This window comes from Paenarthrobacter nitroguajacolicus, from assembly GCF_029952445.1.
Lineage (GTDB): Bacteria > Actinomycetota > Actinomycetes > Actinomycetales > Micrococcaceae > Arthrobacter > Arthrobacter nitroguajacolicus_B.
Genome location: NZ_JAQPPK010000018.1, coordinates 78,562 through 95,526 on the forward strand (window position 1 = coordinate 78,562; position 16,965 = coordinate 95,526).

General features: G+C 56.5%; 15 protein-coding genes. 10 read left to right on the top strand and 5 right to left on the bottom strand.

Annotated features, from left to right (window positions below; genetic code table 11):
* Positions 1 to 7 precede the first annotated feature (7 nt).
* The 8 genes from PJL15_RS14450 to PJL15_RS14480 all read left to right on the top strand — a co-directional run bounded on the left by PJL15_RS14450 (position 8) and on the right by PJL15_RS14480 (position 8,226).
* Entirely contained in the window at positions 8 to 1,342 is a 1,335-nt protein-coding gene (locus tag PJL15_RS14450) for a flippase (protein WP_281451838.1), read from the top strand.
* 188 nt (positions 1,343 to 1,530) lie between these two features.
* Positions 1,531 to 2,391 (top strand): nitroreductase family protein, encoded by an 861-nt coding sequence (locus tag PJL15_RS14455; RefSeq protein WP_281451839.1) that lies wholly within the window; start codon positions 1,531 to 1,533, stop codon positions 2,389 to 2,391.
* Positions 2,388 to 3,524, top strand: coding sequence for a polysaccharide pyruvyl transferase family protein (locus PJL15_RS14460; RefSeq protein WP_281451840.1), 1,137 nt, complete (start codon positions 2,388 to 2,390; stop codon positions 3,522 to 3,524). Before PJL15_RS14455 ends, PJL15_RS14460 begins: the two co-directional genes overlap by 4 nt.
* A complete protein-coding gene (locus PJL15_RS14465) occupies positions 3,521 to 4,033 on the top strand; it encodes a serine O-acetyltransferase (RefSeq protein WP_281451841.1) in 513 nt (170 codons plus the stop codon). The genes PJL15_RS14460 and PJL15_RS14465 overlap by 4 nt, the downstream gene beginning before the upstream one ends.
* Before the next feature lie 46 nt (positions 4,034 to 4,079).
* Positions 4,080 to 4,934 (top strand): glycosyltransferase family 2 protein, encoded by an 855-nt coding sequence (locus PJL15_RS22730; protein ID WP_432443826.1) that lies wholly within the window; start codon positions 4,080 to 4,082, stop codon positions 4,932 to 4,934.
* 64 nt (positions 4,935 to 4,998) lie between these two features.
* Complete coding sequence (locus tag PJL15_RS14475) at positions 4,999 to 5,802, top strand: WecB/TagA/CpsF family glycosyltransferase (RefSeq protein ID WP_281451843.1); 804 nt, start codon at positions 4,999 to 5,001, stop codon at positions 5,800 to 5,802.
* A gap of 533 nt (positions 5,803 to 6,335) precedes the next feature.
* A complete protein-coding gene (locus PJL15_RS22735; RefSeq protein WP_432443827.1) occupies positions 6,336 to 6,929 on the top strand; it encodes a glycosyltransferase in 594 nt (197 codons plus the stop codon).
* 7 nt (positions 6,930 to 6,936) lie between these two features.
* Positions 6,937 to 8,226: an O-antigen ligase family protein gene (locus tag PJL15_RS14480; protein WP_281451844.1), complete on the top strand. Its 1,290-nt coding sequence runs from the start codon at positions 6,937 to 6,939 to the stop codon at positions 8,224 to 8,226.
* Between the two features lie 836 nt (positions 8,227 to 9,062).
* Here the strand turns inward: PJL15_RS14480 and PJL15_RS14485 are convergent.
* From PJL15_RS14485 to PJL15_RS14505, 5 genes are all read right to left on the bottom strand, one after another.
* Positions 9,063 to 9,773 (bottom strand): SGNH/GDSL hydrolase family protein, encoded by a 711-nt coding sequence (locus PJL15_RS14485; RefSeq protein ID WP_281451845.1) that lies wholly within the window; start codon positions 9,771 to 9,773, stop codon positions 9,063 to 9,065.
* Positions 9,774 to 10,521: 748 nt separating this feature from the next.
* Positions 10,522 to 11,904, bottom strand: coding sequence for a polysaccharide biosynthesis tyrosine autokinase (locus PJL15_RS14490; protein WP_281451846.1), 1,383 nt, complete (start codon positions 11,902 to 11,904; stop codon positions 10,522 to 10,524).
* 363 nt (positions 11,905 to 12,267) lie between these two features.
* Positions 12,268 to 13,410: a non-hydrolyzing UDP-N-acetylglucosamine 2-epimerase gene (wecB, locus tag PJL15_RS14495; RefSeq protein WP_281451847.1), complete on the bottom strand. Its 1,143-nt coding sequence runs from the start codon at positions 13,408 to 13,410 to the stop codon at positions 12,268 to 12,270.
* Positions 13,411 to 13,507: 97 nt separating this feature from the next.
* Positions 13,508 to 14,056 carry a YdcF family protein gene (locus tag PJL15_RS14500; protein ID WP_281451848.1) on the bottom strand — a complete coding sequence of 183 codons (549 nt, stop codon included), beginning with the start codon at positions 14,054 to 14,056 and terminating at the stop codon, positions 13,508 to 13,510.
* Positions 14,053 to 14,517, bottom strand: coding sequence for an Lrp/AsnC family transcriptional regulator (locus PJL15_RS14505; RefSeq protein ID WP_189013948.1), 465 nt, complete (start codon positions 14,515 to 14,517; stop codon positions 14,053 to 14,055). The genes PJL15_RS14500 and PJL15_RS14505 overlap by 4 nt, the downstream gene beginning before the upstream one ends.
* 172 nt (positions 14,518 to 14,689) lie before the next feature.
* Between PJL15_RS14505 and pdhA the strand changes: the two genes are divergently transcribed.
* Both pdhA and PJL15_RS14515 read left to right on the top strand, forming a co-directional pair.
* Positions 14,690 to 15,883, top strand: coding sequence for a pyruvate dehydrogenase (acetyl-transferring) E1 component subunit alpha (pdhA, locus tag PJL15_RS14510; RefSeq protein WP_281451849.1), 1,194 nt, complete (start codon positions 14,690 to 14,692; stop codon positions 15,881 to 15,883).
* Positions 15,880 to 16,965 carry an alpha-ketoacid dehydrogenase subunit beta gene (locus tag PJL15_RS14515; protein ID WP_039242626.1) on the top strand — a complete coding sequence of 362 codons (1,086 nt, stop codon included), beginning with the start codon at positions 15,880 to 15,882 and terminating at the stop codon, positions 16,963 to 16,965. Before pdhA ends, PJL15_RS14515 begins: the two co-directional genes overlap by 4 nt.

Consider the following 16,965-nt stretch of genomic DNA (forward strand, 5'->3'; position numbering starts at 1 on the left):
AGGTTTGATGAAGTCTTCTTCGGTCATAGGTAATGGTTCGTGGGATGCAGGCCAGCAATTTCTAACCACACTAGCAAATGCTGCTGTAACTCTTTTATTGGTCACTGTTGTCTCAGTGGGCGATTATGGGATGTACTCCTACGCCATAGCTCTTAGCAGTCTGGGTATGGCCGTGATGTCAGCGGGCCTGTCTGGACTGGCCGTGAAGAAATTGGTCGAGGACCGTGAAGCCAATGCCGCTATTATCGCCAGCCTGCTTCTGGCGAGAGAGGCATTTGCTCTTGCTGGGTATGCGTTGGTCCTACTAATCAGCCTTAGCAGTCAAGACTTCCCTACAATCTTAGCCACAGCTCTCGCCGCTGCTTCACTGTTTGGGCGAGGGCTTGAAGCTCCCGACATGTGGTATCTTTCCCAGCTTCGCAGCAGGAGAACTGCGATTGTCCGGGGCGTTGCGACATTAGGCTTTTTAGCTGTGCGTCTTATCGTCATAGCCTATATGCCGAATATATGGGTCTTTTTGGCTCTTTTTGCCGTCGAGCCGATGTTCGTTAGCATATTAATATTGATTCGGTATTGCCGGGAGGTAGATTCGCCTCGATTGGCTTTCGATGGATTCAAGCGGGCCAGGTTGCTGCTTCGCGAGTCTCTACCTCTGATGCTTTCCGGGCTAGCAAATCAAGTAAATTTGAAAGCAGATATCGTTCTGCTTCAGGCCATGCAGGGAAGCGTTTCCGTTGCTGTATACTCGTTGGCAGCACGCCTGAGTGAACTCACGCACTTTTTCCCCGTGATCTTCATGAACTCGCTGCTTCCGGGCGTTTTGACCATGAGGGGACTCCACGGTCCTAACTCAAGACGATATCAAAATCGGTTGTATAGGACTTATTTCCGCGCCTTCTGGGTCGGGGTCCTAATTTCCTCGTGCGTGGCTATCGGAGGATATGTTGCAATTCCTATGTTGTTTGGTGCGCGATATCTTGATTCTGTTGTCATACTTTCGATTCACGTTTGTGCAACACCTTTCGTATTTATGGCTGCGGTCTATTCAAAATGGATCATCGCTGAGGGGCTCCTATGGGTATCGCTTCTCCGTCATGGAGCGGGGGCTGTCTTGAACATTGTGCTTTGCCTGGCCCTGATACCGTTGTATGGGGGAGTGGGGGCCGCTCTTGCGACGGTCGCCTCATACACTGCAGCGTCTTATCTGTCCTGTTTCCTTGGGCGCTCGACTCGTGGACAAGGCATTTTGATGACTCGCGCAATATTTGCGCCTCTGCTCTACGTGTGGGCAAATCTGGTACATCTGCTGGGAATGAAGAAGCGTCAACAGGGGGGACAATGAGCGTAGTGCTGGGAAGACTCCGCCAGAGGGCGGGTAAGCTACGGAACGCATGGTATAGGCGGCCGCGCCTAGCGCTGGTCTCTAGCGCACAACTCCGCGAATACCGTCAGACGGCACGTGGTATCAAGACTTATCGGCAGCATCAGCTAGAGGGCAAGCACACCTTTTTGCTGAGGCGAAACGTGCACATGATCGAAAAAGGGCTAACAATGCGGCCACGTCGCGCAACGTTTGCCGCGGAGTACATCGTCGAGACTGTAGACGCAACGATACGTCTCTTCAGTGACATCGATGCGCCATTAGACGAAGCCGAACGCGAGTGGATCTCTAGCGTCCTCGCGGATTATTTCAATGCGACCGCCGAGTCAGACCACGATAACATCGCATCCGCTAGAACGGCTTATCAGTCGTTCGTTCAGCAGCAGAGTTCCGTCCCCGCATTAGGGCCGCACTTGCACGATCTCTCAACTCCCGCTGTCAAGGTTGACGACCTTCTAGCCTTGGCACAAAATCGACGTTCTGCCCGGTGGTTCAGGGATGAGACAGTGGGCCGCGACCATGTTGACAGGGCGGTAGCTATAGCTCTGGAGAGTCCAACCGCATGCAACCGTCAACCCTACCGTTTTGAAATCTTCGACGACCGGGACGCAATAAAGCGAGTAGCGGAAATTCCAATGGGAACAGCTGGCTATTCAGACCAGCTCGTAGGATTGGTGGTTGTGGTTGGCCGCCTCAGCGCGTTCTTCGATGAGCGAGATCGGCATCTCATATACATTGACTCTTCTCTCGCAACAATGTCGTTAGTTCTAGGACTTGAGGCTCAGGGCATCGCCTCCTGCATCATCAATTGGCCAGACATAGCAGAACGAGATGCAAAAATACGGAAAGTCATCAACATAGATGCTGATGAACGTGTCGTGATGATGGTTGCCTACGGGTACCCAGATAATGAGGCGCTAGTGCCATATTCGCAGAAGGGCAGCGTAGACGCCACTCGCACCTACAATTCTATTCGGGCTCAAAAAGTTAAAAGAGGAAACGGCCGATGACTGGAAAAAAAGTACTAATTATCGGTGCTGAGTTCAATAACCAAGGTGCGTATCTCATGCTTCGTGCAGTGGCGCAGGGTATTCGGCAACATCTAGACGGTACTCCTGTGCTCGAGCATACGGTTGGTAACAAGCGACAGAAGAGGGCGGTCGGCGCCCTGGGACTAGCTCCATACAAGCTGACAAGCCGAATAACGAACCGATGGATACAACAGGCTGCATGCAATATTGCAGGAGTACTCAGCGTTCACGACATCGACGTGGTCCTAGATGCTTCTGGATTCAGGTACGGGGACCAATGGAGGAGCCTCGATCTCGCTTTGACTGCCGAGAGGCTTGAAATGTTCTCCAAGCTCGGCGTTCCGGTCTATATGCTTCCCCAAGCTTTTGGCCCATTTGATGAAACACGGGATATTAGCGGTCGTCTTCTTGAGTCATCCCGTTTAGTTTTCGCTAGGGACCCTCAGTCTGCTCAGTATCTAACTGACTCTGTTCGCGAGAAGTACTTGAAAGAGCGAATTCGTACATCACCGGACTTTACGGGACCCCTTAAGGGATCATTTCCCAGTGGCTATTCGCATCTTAGTGGTGCTGTTCCAATTATTCCCAACTGGAACATTGTTGAGCGCGCCACGTCCCCCGAACAAGTGCGGAATTATAAGCTCGCACTCGCTGGTATAGCTGATGCCATACGCGATACAGGCGCGCGAGCATACGGACTAAGTCACGAGGGGCCAAGGGATTCGGCCCTTCTCGCGGAGATCGCGCAACTTACGAGGGCGCCGTTCGAGGTAGTAAATGGGCTGGACGGCCTGAGTTCAAAGGGGTTGATTGGCAGCGCCCCGCTCGTGATTTCTGGTAGATACCACGCCATATCGAGTGCGTTGTCGCAGGGTATTCCCGTCGTTGCCCACGGATGGAGCCACAAGTACCGTTGGTTGCTTGACGACTACCGAGTCGAAGAACTGTTAGTCGATCCCTACGCACCCCCTACTGACCAGATCGCCCGAGCAGTTAATCTTCTTAGTGATCGGCGTATGAGGGAACGCATAGCCGTTGCGGGAGAGCAAGTTGCTCTTGATGTGGATGCGATGTGGGGATCGATCCGCGAAGAACTGGAGGAGCAGCCTTGAGTGGATTCGATGTTTCTTCGCAGACGGTAAGGGATTCAAATTCACGCCTTATTGCTCTAGCTCTAGCTCTTAAGGCGTGGGCGTTCCGGCTACGTGTCTCACGTAGCTACCCGGCTCGACTTGCTTCGATCCCGGCGGCGGCGTTCTACCGAGCTCTGTCCCTTTATGTCATCGGCTTCGACATTCCCACATCAGTGGTTGTCGGTGAGGGGCTTGTCATTCACCATGGCATAGGACTAGTCGTCAACGACCGCGCAGTCATTGGACGCAATGTGACTCTTCGACACAACACGACCATCGGTGCAGTTAGCGTCCAGGAGGCGGCCCCGCAATTAGGAGACAACGTTGACGTGGGCGCTAACGTAGTCGTTCTGGGTCCTGTTGTCATCGGTCCAGGAGCGGTGCTGGGTGCTGGCAGCGTCGTCGTTCGGGACGTGCCTGCCGGGGCTACCGTGGTTGGGAACCCCGCCAAGGAGATCCGCCCTATAAGTACGGAAGATGCTAACTAACAAGATGATTCTGAGTAGACGCCGGCGGCCTGCCATATCTGTCCTAATGCCTGTTAGGGATGGCGAACGTACCATCACCCCTGCGGTCACCTCAACGCTTTCAGCTATGTCGGCGGATGATGAGCTGTTGGTCTTTGATGATGGAAGCCGGGACGGCACCCTTCAGAAGTTGGACGACATACGCGACAACAGAATCCGAATCGTTATTGGCGGTGGGAGCTCCGGAGTAGCTTCGGCCCTCAATCGCCTGTTGAGCGAAGCCAGCCATGACATAGTCGCGCGCATGGATGCAGATGATATCGTTCCCCCGTGGCGTTTTGCCGTTCAGTTGCAGGCATTGTCTGGCGCGACCGCAGCCGTATTTACAACTCGACTGAACTTTGGAACATCGCTGAAGTCTTGGAGGCAGAGTATCCCGACACCCATTCGCGAGGGATATTCTCCGGCGTTATTCCTACTTGAGAACCCAGTTGCGCACTCATCGATGCTTGGCTCGAAGCAGATAATCGTGAAAGCTGGGGGCTATCGCACGGGGCCGGCGGAGGACTATGATCTTTGGTTGCGTTTGCTCGCTTCTGGGGCCGGTATCAGTCGAACCGCGACGCCTGGTCTCCTGTACAGGATGCACGCCCATCAGGTAACTAAATCTGCCGGTTGGTTTGACAGATTTATTCAGGATGATCTCCTCGCGAATGCACACTTGGATCTCCTACGCCACTTGGGGTGGGAGGGCGGTCAGTGCTGGCCCCTCATACACCGCGCTAAGAACCTTAGCCCTGCCGAAAGGGACATGCTTGCCGGCCTTCATCGTTTCTATGAGGAGCGGCTACTGCCGGGTCTTCCTCTACACCACAGATTGCGACAAAAGTTTCTGTTGAATCGACTACTTGTGTCAAAATAGTGAATCAGCGGCTCACATGTAGTCCGGGAACTGGCAGTGGGTTGAAATCGGGGGGCTTTGAGTGATGCAGGCGCATACTTATCGAGTGGGGGCTGTGCCCTTCCACGGCGTTGAACTTGACCACGCAGTGGATTGGCTACTTCGAGACAGCAGTCGGGTCTCGGAAAGTGCGACGGGCACGTCAGTACGTTTGGCGAACGCATATTGCGTAGCGGTCGCTAACACCGACGAGGCGTATGGCAAGTTGCTCCGGGAATCAGGAGTGAACTTCCCCGATGGCACACCAGTGTGGGCTGTCATGAACATGAAGGCTCGGCTGAAGAGGCCGGACACGGCAGTGGACCGCGTGCGTGGTCCGTCCTTCTTTCGGGAATGCTTGGACAAGGGGCGTTCACACGATGTGAGCCATTACTTCCTTGGGGGGACGTCAGACACAATCAACATCATGGTTGGTGAAGTGGAACGCCAATATCCGGGCATCCATATCGCCGGCTATCACGCTCCGCCTTTCGGCCCTGTTGATGCTGCCTTTATTGCTGCAGAATCCCAGCGTATCCTCGCAGCGAAGCCCGATATTGTCTGGGTGGGCTTAGGTACACCCAAGCAAGACTTTGCGACCACGATGCTTGCCCGCGAAACTGGCGTCAATTGTGTTGGCGTTGGTGCTGCTTTCGACTTTGTAGCGGGTTGCCAGCCCGAGGCGCCGAAGTTCTTTCAAAAGTCCGGCACTGAGTGGATATTCCGCTTTGCCACCGAGCCCAAGCGCTTGTGGAGAAGGTACACCTTCGGAAACTTTCGTTTTGTGCATGCTGTTTTTGTGGACATTTTTCGAGATTCAAACCTTCTCGGACGTTTACGGGAGAAATGATGAGCGAATCAGCAGCGATTACAATTGTTGAGCACTTGGATCCCGAACACATGGTGCCGAGTGGCATCGACACAATAATCCATGACTTCGTACGCTTCTCATCTGCGTCTTTTCGTTTCGTGGGAGTGACCGCAAGGCCTAACCTGGACCTTGGTGTTTGGACTCGGGTACAAGTTGCCTCAACTGAGTGTGAATTTCTACCCGTTGCTAGATTCGATCGTTCTATAAAAGGTAGTAAATTTCGTGTTCCCCATTCTCTTCGCTTTATTCTTGGTCTAATCAGATATCGCAAGAGGGTGGGCGTAGGGCACTTTCATGCCCATAGGGTAGAGACCGGGCTAGCGATCTCCCTTTTTCTCAGGGGCACATTTTCGCAGTATATTCACAATGATTCTAAGGGGTTGTTGGGTCAGCACTCAGATTCAGCTTGGCAGAAGCTAAGCGGCTTTTACAGAGCCATCGAGTCCCGCGTTATTCGTAATGCGCATGATGTCGCGATCTTCAACAAGACCGACGCCCCTCGGCTTCAAATCATGCGAAGTGACGTGCGAGTTGCGCGCACGTGGTACGACCCGGCTGTTTTCTACCCTCCTGATGATCGGCCGACTGACCCGAGGGTCGTAGCATGGGTAGGGCGGTTGGACGACCAGAAGGACCCGTGGTTAGCCCTTGACGTGGCCAGAACCATGAAAGCCAGGGCAAGTACATGGAAGCTTCAAATGATCGGTGACGGACCGCTTCGCTCTTCGTTAGAGGCTGTGGTTTCGAGGGAGGATCTTGGTGAATACGTGACCTTCAGCGGAGCATTGTCGCGAAGCGAGGTTGGGGGTCATTTACGCCGAGCCAGTGCATTTCTCATGACATCGCACTATGAAGGCTCGCCGACGGTACTCGTTGAGGCCCTGGCGTCGGGGCTACCCGCGGTTTGTACAACAGGATCTGATCCGGACATGGTCTTGCAAGAGGGTGTTTGTGGAATCCGTGTCGAAGATAGAACCGGGGACTCCTTGCTGTCCGCCCTTGATAATGTTTCTCATTATGAAATTCAGGATTGCGTCCAAACCGTCGCTGAGCGCTCGGCGCGGAAGTCGGTCGAAAAATTGTTGAATTTCTCGGATCTAACCTGACATTATTATGGGCGACTTTATAACGATTATCATATACGCAATAGTTGCGCTCGTTGCTGTAGGCGCTCTATATTTTATGCGGCTTTTTCCAATCCTGCCGATTGTCACCGTGCTGCTTCTTTTTCGCGTACTTTTTGATGGTGTGAATAAGTTTTCGGTTGCAGGTGTTAGTGTGACTTCGTTGCTGGGTGCAGCCTTGCTGGGGATAGCCATTGGCATGGTTATGACGGGGCTCTCAGGCTTGTTAGCTTTTGCTTCTACACTTGTTCTTATTTATTTCTCCAATCTACAAGCGCAGGCTGGCTTTGGGGTGGAGCTAGGTGATGAGTTTATTAGATTTGCCTCTGTTCTCGGTGTTTTTTTCATAATGCGCAATCTTCGCTCTTTGCCCTCGAGAAATTCTATCTTACTCATCATTCAAATGATGGGCTTGGTATCTGCCTTATTTTCTATGCTCCAATTCCTGTCCGGCACCGGGATGCAGATCCAGGGACTGACCCGAATTGCTGGCGCAATGGCTCATCCGAATTCTGCCGGGCTTCTTTATGCCATGGCCCTTACTGCATCCACTATCTCGCTTCTTGCAGGAATAAGCCGAAAACGCAGCTGGGCTTTCTCATTGCTCTTTGGTGCTGTGCTCCTCCTCACCGGTAGTGTAGGCGGTGTAATAGCGGCGGTCCTCATGCTCACCAGTTACGGCCTACTGGCATATCACGTTCCCAAGCGTGTACGGTCAGTCACAGTGGGAGTAGTCGTGGTGACGGTATTGGGCTTTGTTTTGAGTCCCCTCGGTGGAACTCGCCTTGGGGAATTGAGTTCGTTAGATCTTTCAAGCTCGTCAGAATCGAACTCCTTAGAATGGCGACTAGGTCGTTGGAATGATATTTTGCTTTACTGGCGTGAGTCGCCATTCATTGGTCAAGGCTTCGGGTCTAGCACTAAAGGTGCAATGCTAAATGGCTACCCCCCACATAATGAATATGTGCGTGCCCTCGTTGAGATCGGTATATTGGGCTTCCTCCTGGTCGCGGCGTTCGTTTGGTTGTCTATGCGGCGCATTAAACATGTGGCGCAGTTGCCCTTTAATGATCCTTTAGTTCCGGGCCTGACGCTTGCAGTTCTCATTGGCATGCTTGTTAATGCTCTTTCTGAGAATACCTTCATGTACTCAGTCCCTGCTTACGTGCTAGCAATGCTTTTAGGTTTGTTGTGGAGACGGGCTGACTCCCGTGAAGATAGAGAATGGGAGATTTCAGACTCTGGACGATTTTCTCCTATCAAAAATTCCATTTCATAGATAAATTGTTGCTCATCGAGTACTGGCCATCTCTAGTGAGGGTGAGCTCAGCTGTAGATTTATGCAGGGATTGATACAGTTTTCCGCCCGAAATAGCATGTTTTGTCTTTTATTAATATTGCTTTAATTCGCCTCGGGCTTTGACAAATTTGTGTATTTGATTACAGCCGAGACACAACTATAGTTGTCTTCATTCGTGGTTAAGATCGGCTCGAATTTCGTGGCACCTAGGACGGGGTGCCCTTGCCCGTGCTGGGGGCTTTGTCTGAGCATCCAACTCGGAAATATTCGGGCTTGGTTCATTCGAGGAGTGGCACCGAATGACGATTGTTCGGCCGGCCCGGTTCTCCTGGCAAACCTGCGCCTGGTTGGCCGCCTCTTGACGTAGTGGCTTGCCGCAGCAACGTGCGTGCACTTTCCGTGATTGCTTTCGAAGAATTCGAGGGTCGTCACCAAAGCCCAAGTTAGGATGTCGATGGGTTTCGATTCGGTTCGAGGCAACGTAACCTAAACCTCACGACGAACTATCCGATTTGGAATTCATTGTCGTCTCACGGGGAATCGTTACAGGATCGTTCGACCAATTTGTCAGCCTAAGGCCTATGCCTCTTCTTCGTACCAAACCGCCGCAGCTGAACGCCCCCCTTAGAGCAACAGGCCCCGAGGGGCTCCGAAATGCGACCGCTGTTCCTCGCCGCCGGGATGAGTTGAGGGAAGTCTGCTTTCTTTGCCTCGCTTTTCCACGGTCGCGAGTGCCACCCTCGTATGTGATTTTTCTTGCCGTGCGGACCGCCGTAAGCCCTCTAAACTCAAAGGAGCACCGAATGTCGTGCCCGTTACTTGGTGGCTAGGGTACGGATGTCTTCTTCGAGTCGTTTGGCGAAGTAAGCGTGCCCATCCGTGTCAGGGTGGAAGGCTTCGACGTTGAATACATCGTCGTAGTTCTGGGCGTTGATCCAGACTTCATTGATGGGTGAAATGTAGGGGAGACTGGCATGGTCGGCGGCCATTCGGAGGTTTCCGTCGATCTCGCGCAGGACGGTCTGGATGTTCTTCGTGGATTGTGCGGGTCCGAGGACGACTATCTGAGCGTTTGGGAATCGTTCTTGGGCGGCCGCCCAGGCGGCGGACGCAGCTGTGGCAACGTCGGTGGACTTGCCACCGTAGATGTCATTCAGACCGCCTTGGATCATGACTAGCTGCATTGTCGGGTCTTCTTGGAGTGCGGCGATGCTCTGTGCGTACGTGCCGACGTCTTGAGGGCCTGGATTTGTGTAACCAGTACCGCCGCGGTGGACTACTTCGGCGTCCCAACCGAAAGTCTCGCCTATCAGGTAGGCAAACCCCCGGGAGATTGGCGTTGCAGCGTAGCCCTGTGCCCAGGAGTCACCAAAGATCAGCACCTTCGTGCCCGGCTCAAGCAACGACTTGGAAAACGTCACCTGCGCCATCGTCGGACGCGGCTTCAGAGTCGAGTTCTGCGTAGCGAAGTCCGCCACCTTCTCCGAAACCGGTGGGGGTGTTTGGTTTTTGATGGCATTGGACAATGCTGTGCCGCCAACGCCAAAGGCAAGCAGTGCGGCAACAGCAGCGGCGCAAAAGATTATAGGACGCGGAAGTATAAGGCGCGATCGTGAAGCCAAGGATTCCCCCAAAGACGAAGTGATTTACCCAATTCTAAGGCCACTCCGGGAGTCCGATGTTGCCGATTCGCTCGTGTGCCCGTAGCCGGGTTATGGGGGCCGTTACACAACGAGGCCAAGCGTAACTCCGACTATCTGTGATAGTTCTGGCCCTGTACACGTGGGTACGACGGCCGGTAAGGCAACTGATTGTGCAGGTGCTGCTGTGGAGGAAGGGGACAAGGCCCGATATATAGCCACTGCGATACAGATCAAACCAGCAATGCCGGTAGATCCACCACCCAAGGCAAGCGAACCCCCGATACCGGATTGAGTCGCTGCCGCCATGCCCAGCCAGCCCGCCGCCGGGCCACCCAGACGCCTGTCACAAATATCCCAGCCGAACGATCGAACCGCACTATTACCCCGGATCAGTCAGGACAGCCTTGAGCAGCCGTCCAACTTTCTTGGTTCCGAACATAAACGTGATGGAAGTATTGATTATCCAAATTGATGAACCCAAAGTGCGAACCCACAAGCCCAGCTGTTTCGAGAGGACCATGATGGCCGTTCCAATAAGTGCGGACACCCGCTAAACCCTCAAGTTCAATCACGGTTGGAAAGAGGGCCTCGCTCCGAGGGACAAGTCCGGTTCGAGAGCGTAAGAGGCCGTTTACCTTGCTGACGCCGGTTCCACGGCGGTCTGATCGGTTTGGCCGTAGTACGTGTAGGAATATGAATCGGGCCCTTTAGCAGGGATACGATTTAAGACGATTCCTAGCAGTGAGGAGTCCACTAAAGCGAGAGCTGCCAAGGATTTTTCCAGTTCAGCCATCTTCAGCTTTTGGGAACCCACAACCAAGACGACTCCTCCGACATGTTGCGAGAGAACGGCAGCATCGGTAACGGGCAACAGTGGAGGGGCGTCAATAATTACAATGTCGAATGCCTGTTCGAGGCGGTCGATGAGCTGCTTCATCTCATGCGAGCCGAGGAGCTCGCTGGGATTTGGTGGAATCTGGCCAGAGGTCAGCACATAGAGGTTATCGTCTCCCCAAGCCTGAAGAAGGTCATTTAGATCCGCGGATCCTACCAGTGCAGTGGTTAGGCCGGCGTTTCTCTCCAGCCCGAGATACTCATCTACCATAGGCCGCCGAAGGTCAGCGTCGATTAGGCATACAGTTTGCCCCGCTTGGGCCAAAGCAATCGCCAGGTTGGTCGCTGTAGTGCTTTTTCCTTCCCCGGGGACTGATGACGTCACCAAAACTGACTTAGCATGACCGGAGACATTGGCAAATTGGAGATTAGTTCTGAGCTGTCGAAATGACTCTGCACGGGGGCTTTGCAGAGGAGACTGCGTAAGTAGCGGCTTCCGAACTGCGTCCTGGTCAAATGCAATTCCGCCAAGAAGTGGCGAGTCAGTGACTCGGCGAAGCTCGGACTCACCACGGACCTTAGTGTCCAGGGTGGTGCGGAGGACAGCAGCTAGAAGGCCCAACGCCAGGCCTATGGCCAGGCCCAGTGCAAGGTTCAGGCGCGTATTCGGTGCAGCGGGGGAGGTGGGTGCAGAAGCGGGGGTAATTACCGAGAGACTAACTGGGGAGACGCCTCCGGCCTTGGGCTTCTCCAGAGCATCAACGGCGCTGATGAGGCTGTTTGCTACTGCTTGGGCAATCGCAGCTGCCTGAGTCGGAGATTCGTCACTCACTGCGATATTTACTAGCACGGTGCTCGGCTCGGTGGAAGCTTTGACGCGCCCTGCTAGTACTGCTGGAGACACATTGAGCCCGAGAGAATCGATCGCCGGCTGCAACACAACCGGAGTGGTTACAGTCTTCACATAAGACTGGACGCGTGCCGTGCTGAACGTATTACCCTGTTGGAGTTCCTGGACGGAACCTGTGCCTTGGATGGCGACAAACAGTTCGGTTTCTGCGACATACGTGGGCCTCGTCAAGGTCGAGGCGGTGCCTGCAAGAAGGAGGCCAGCGAGCGTCGAAGCAACGATCAAGATCCAATTGCGGCGCAAGATGCGCAGGTAATCGCCAAGGTCCAAAGAGTCCCCCTGTTGTGAAGTGCTAGACAGCGGCGAAGTTTTCACGCTGCCTGCGCTCAAAATGATGTCCGGTTGGCAGCAATTCTAGCGGCAAGTTGATTGTCCGATGTGCTGTGTCAGAGGATTGCGCGGTTGACTTGCAGCCCCATCGGTGAGGTGGTGCGGACCGCTTGCATCGAAATTGCGGTGCGTGGGTCGTATTTCAGGCTGAGATCATACGACAGTGATCTCCGCGTTAGGGCTGGTTCATGGTTGGCGAAAACTGCACTTCAACGGCAGAAACTCCCCAATGGAACGTTCCGGGCGGGTTTCCGCGTGCAGCTCCGAATGACGCTAGCTGGCAGCAGGCACAAGGTATGGCCGCTAACCCACCCGCTCCATCCCGAACTCCTCCACGCGCCTGCCCACACCCAGCAGCTCAGCAACCGCCGCAATGGTCCGCTCAGCAGCGAGCCCATCCCCGTAAGGGTTCACAGCGTTCGCCATGGCTTCGAAATGCGAAACATCGTGCAGCAGCCGGCTCACCTCGGCCACGATGCGCTCCTCGTCCGTGCCGATCAACGCAACAGTCCCGGCTTCAACGGCCTCGGGGCGTTCGGTGTTATCGCGCATCACCAGCACGGGCTTGCCCAGGCTCGGCGCTTCTTCCTGGACTCCGCCCGAATCGGTCAGAACAACGTGCGCCAGGGAGAGCATCCGGGTGAACTCGCCGTAAGCCAAAGGTTCGGTCACCAAAACGTTCGGTTTGCCCTCTAACGCGGGGAGCACTGCTTCGCGGACCACCGGGTTCTTGTGGGCGGGCAGAACGATCGTCAGCTCGGGCTCGGCGTCTGCAATCTGTGCCAGTGCCCGGCCGACTCCGCGCATGGCATCACCCTGGTTCTCGCGTCGGTGCGTCGTCACCAACAACACGCGGCGCCCACTCTCAGCCAGCGACTCCAACGCAGGATCGGAGAACGGCACCTGCTTATCCACTGTGGTCAGCAGTGCGTCGATCACCGAGTTGCCCGTCACCACGATGTCAGCATCAGCAACACCCTCGGCCAACAGATTCGCACGACTGGTAGTGGTCGGCGCCAAGTGAAGGGACGCGATCTGGCTGGTGATCCTGCGGTTCGCTTCTTCGGGGAAAGGGGAGAGCAGGTTCCCGCTGCGCAGGCCCGCCTCCACGTGGACCACGGGAATGCCGTGATAGAAGGCTGCGATGGCGCCGGCCGTGGAAGTAGTGGTGTCGCCTTGGACAATCACCGCGTCCGGCCGGCCGGAAGCAAACAAGGAGTCCAGCCCACTCATAGTCCGGGTCATGATGTCCGTGAGGGACTGGCCTGGCTGGAGGATGTTGAGGTCGTGGTCCGGGGTGATGCCGAACAATTCGTTGACCTGGTCCAGCATTTCGCGGTGCTGTCCCGTGACGGTCACAACGCACTCGAAGAGCTCCGACTCCATCAACGCACGCACAATAGGTGCCATCTTGATGGCTTCCGGACGCGTCCCGAAAATAGGCATGATGGTGTGCACGTTTTCCCCCAAAAGACCGGCCCAAAGGCGCCCGAAACTATTGCCATCCTAGCCGGTCAAAATCACGCCAAGTTCACCAGAACCCTTAGCATTCCGGCCTCAACCAGACATCGAACAGACCGCCGGTCTCCACCACGAATCGCCACAGCCAACCAGCGGGGGAGAGGTGCGGTTCAGCGCCCACCATCTGCACGTCGGCGCGAATGCATTGCTTCATCAATGTCCCTGCCCGGAGCACGTGATAGTCGGACGTCACCACAGTCACCGACTTCCAGCCGCGCTCCGCAGCGAGATCCCTCAGACGGGACGCCTCGCCCCTGGTGTTCAGCGGATCCGGACGGAAGCAGTCAAGGTGAGCGTCGCCGTCGTGCGCTTCACAAAACTCATCCGAACCGGCGTTGGCGGGCAAGCCTGTAGTGACCACCACCAAGTCTGGGATGTCCAGTTGCTCCCGCAACGACAGTCCTACGGGGAGGCGTTCGTCGCTCACGCCGCCCAACACCACAATCGCGTCAGTGTGATGAGGTGTGGCGTGGGGCGGGTTATGGAAGAGTTGGTAGGCAGCAATCAGCCACAGCAGCCCAGCGAGCACGGCGGCGAACAACGTCCAAACGAGCTTTCGCTGGAACGTCACCGGGTATCAACGTCTTCGAACACCAGGAACGTTTGGGTATCAAGGATTCCCTCCATGGACTGCAGCTGATCAAAGATCACGCGGCGGAGGTGGATGTTGTCGGTGGCGCGGACCAGAAGGATGACGTCGAAGTCTCCGCCCACCAACGCGATGTGGTGGATCTCGGGGATGGCCCTGAGCTGTTCCTTAAGCTCACGCCAAGAATGCTGCTGGACCTTCAACGTCACGTACGCGGACGATCGCAGGCCGGCTTTGATGGGATCCACGAGAGCCGTGAACTTGGTCAGCACGCCCTCGCCAGTGAGCCGGGCAATCCGGGAATACGCGTGCGCGCGGCTGATGTGCACGTTCTCAGCCACCTGGGTGATGGACATGCGACCGTCGGTGGTGAGCTCGCGGATGATGTCCCGGTCAACGCTGTCCAGAGGTACGGCGGTTTGTTCGGCCTCTGTCTCACTCAAAGCAGCCTCCAATTCGTCTACGGCACAGGCGGGTAACCCAGCTCACAATTGCAATTCGTCTTTCAGAATAGCCACTTTAGGCAAGTGCTTCCATGATTTGGTCGAAAGCTGGATACGAAACTTCGCCAGGGAACATACTGGAAGCACATAGTGGCTAGAGAAGGACGGACCAATGACGATCCACGCAGACCACTCTGCGCCGGAAACGGCTGTAGAGGACCAGGCTGCTGACGTTCGGACAAAATTCGGCATCAGCGTTGAGGACTACATGCTCCCCGCCCGGCACCAGATCCAGATGGTGAACCCGGACGGCACCCTGCGCGCCCATGACGAGCAAGGCACCGAACCCGGCCACGAGTACCCCACACCCAGCGACACTGAACTGATGGCCGCCTACGAGCAGCTCGTCGTCGGCCGTCGCGTCAACGACCAGAACTCGGCGCTTGTCCGGCAGGGCCGCATGGCCGTCTACCCCTCAAGCCACGGCCAGGAAGCCTGCCAGGTTGCAGCTGCCATGTGCCTCAAGGAAGGTGACTGGCTGTTCCCCACCTACCGTGACGCCGTCGCCGTCATGACCCGCGGGGTGGACCCCGTTGAGGTGATGACCATCTTCCGCGGTGACTGGCACGGCGGGTACGACCCCAAAGAGCACAACGTCGGCATCCAGTGCACGCCGCTGACCACCCAGCTGCTGCACGCCGTCGGCGTTGCGCACGCGGCCAAGCTGCGCGGTGAAGACACGGTAGTGCTGGCCATGTGCGGGGACGGCGCCACCAGCGAAGGCGACTTCCATGAGGCACTGAACTTCGCCGCCGTCTTCCACCTGCCCGTCATCTTCTTCGTGCAGAACAACAAGTACGCCATCTCGGTTCCGCTCAGCCACCAGTCCGTGGCGCCGTCGCTGGCCCACAAGGCTGTTGGCTACGGCATGGCAGGTGAGCGCGTTGACGGCAACGACCTCGTCGCGCTGCTCGCCGTGATGGACCGGGCCGTGAAGCTGGCCCGCGACGGCTCGGGACCGCTGCTGATCGAGGCCCACACCTATCGCATGCAGGCCCACACCAACGCCGACGACGCCACCCGCTACCGTCCGGACAGCGAAGTCGCCGAATGGCAGGCCAAGGACCCGCTGACGCGCATGAAGTCCTACCTCACGGACAAGGGGCTGCTGGACGATGCCGCCTCGGAGCGCATCGCCTCGCATGCCGAGGACGTCGCCACCCAGCTCCGCGAAGGCCTGGGCGAGGACGTGCCGGTTCAGCCGCTGGACCTGTTCAAGTACGTCTTCGACAAGCAAACCCCGCAGTTGAAAGAGCAGTCAGACATGCTCGCCGACGAACTCGCCCGCGAGGAGAGCGCAAAATGACCGTCACCACAGCCACCGCCAACGTCAGCGCCGCTACCGCCAGCGCCGCCGCTTCCGCCGCAGCCACCGCCGAGGCAACCGGCCCGCAGAGCCTCACCATGGCCAAGGCACTGAACACAGCCATGGCCGATGCCATGCGCGCAGACTCCTCCGTCCTGGTCTTCGGCGAGGACGTCGGCATGCTCGGCGGCGTCTTCCGCATCACCGACGGCCTCATGGCCGAATTCGGCGAACAGCGCTGCTTCGACACTCCGCTGGCAGAATCCGGCATCGTCGGCATGGCAGTGGGCATGGCCATCAACGGCATGCGCCCCGTCATCGAAATGCAGTTCGACGCCTTCGCCTACCCCGCCTTCGAACAAATCGTCAGCCACGTAGCCAAGATGCACAACCGCACCAAGGGCAAGCTCAAAATGCCCATGGTCATCCGCGTTCCCTACGCCGGCGGCATCGGGGGAGTGGAGCACCACTGCGATTCCTCCGAGTCCTACTACGCCCACACCGCCGGCCTGAAGGTCTACACCCCGGCCACCGTGGCCGACGGCTACCGGATGCTCCGCGAAGCCATCGACTCCGATGACCCCGTGATGTTCATGGAACCCAAGAAGCTCTACTGGTCCAAGGACCAGGTGGACTTGGGTGCGTTGCGCGCAGAGCACGACGCCGGCACCTCCACCGAGGGCCGCGCGGCTGTTGCCCGTCCCGGCACGGACGCCACACTCATCGCCTACGGTCCGTCCGTTCCCACCGCGCTCGCCGCCGCCGCAGCAGCAGCCGAAGAGGGCCGCTCACTCGAAGTCATCGACGTCCGCACCCTCGTCCCCTTCGACGACGAGACCGTGTGCGCGTCCGTGCGCAAGACGGGACGCGCCGTCGTAATTGCAGAAGCACACGGCTTCGCCTCCGTCTCCTCCGAGATCGTGGCCCGCGTCCAGGAACGCGCGTTCCATTACCTGGCCGCACCGATTCTCCGCGTGACCGGCTTCGACGTCCCGTTCCCGTCTCCCAAGCTGGAGCACTACTACCTGCCAAGCGTCGACCGCATCCTCGACGCCGTCGACGACCTTCAGTGGGAGGACTAA

Bases quoted from the DNA above. Each gene is read 5' to 3' on its own strand.
- PJL15_RS14450 (WP_281451838.1), top strand. From the start codon at position 8: ATGAAGTCTTCTTCGGTCATAGGTAATGGTTCGTGGGATGCAGGCCAG.
- PJL15_RS14455 (WP_281451839.1), top strand. From the start codon at position 1,531: ATGATCGAAAAAGGGCTAACAATGCGGCCACGTCGCGCAACGTTTGCC.
- PJL15_RS14460 (WP_281451840.1), top strand. From the start codon at position 2,388: ATGACTGGAAAAAAAGTACTAATTATCGGTGCTGAGTTCAATAACCAA.
- PJL15_RS22730 (WP_432443826.1), top strand. From the start codon at position 4,080: ATGCCTGTTAGGGATGGCGAACGTACCATCACCCCTGCGGTCACCTCA.
- PJL15_RS14475 (WP_281451843.1), top strand. From the start codon at position 4,999: ATGCAGGCGCATACTTATCGAGTGGGGGCTGTGCCCTTCCACGGCGTT.
- PJL15_RS22735 (WP_432443827.1), top strand. From the start codon at position 6,336: ATGCGAAGTGACGTGCGAGTTGCGCGCACGTGGTACGACCCGGCTGTT.
- PJL15_RS14480 (WP_281451844.1), top strand. From the start codon at position 6,937: ATGGGCGACTTTATAACGATTATCATATACGCAATAGTTGCGCTCGTT.
- wecB (WP_281451847.1), bottom strand. From the start codon at position 13,410: ATGCCTATTTTCGGGACGCGTCCGGAAGCCATCAAGATGGCACCTATT.
- pdhA (WP_281451849.1), top strand. From the start codon at position 14,690: ATGACGATCCACGCAGACCACTCTGCGCCGGAAACGGCTGTAGAGGAC.
- PJL15_RS14515 (WP_039242626.1), top strand. From the start codon at position 15,880: ATGACCGTCACCACAGCCACCGCCAACGTCAGCGCCGCTACCGCCAGC.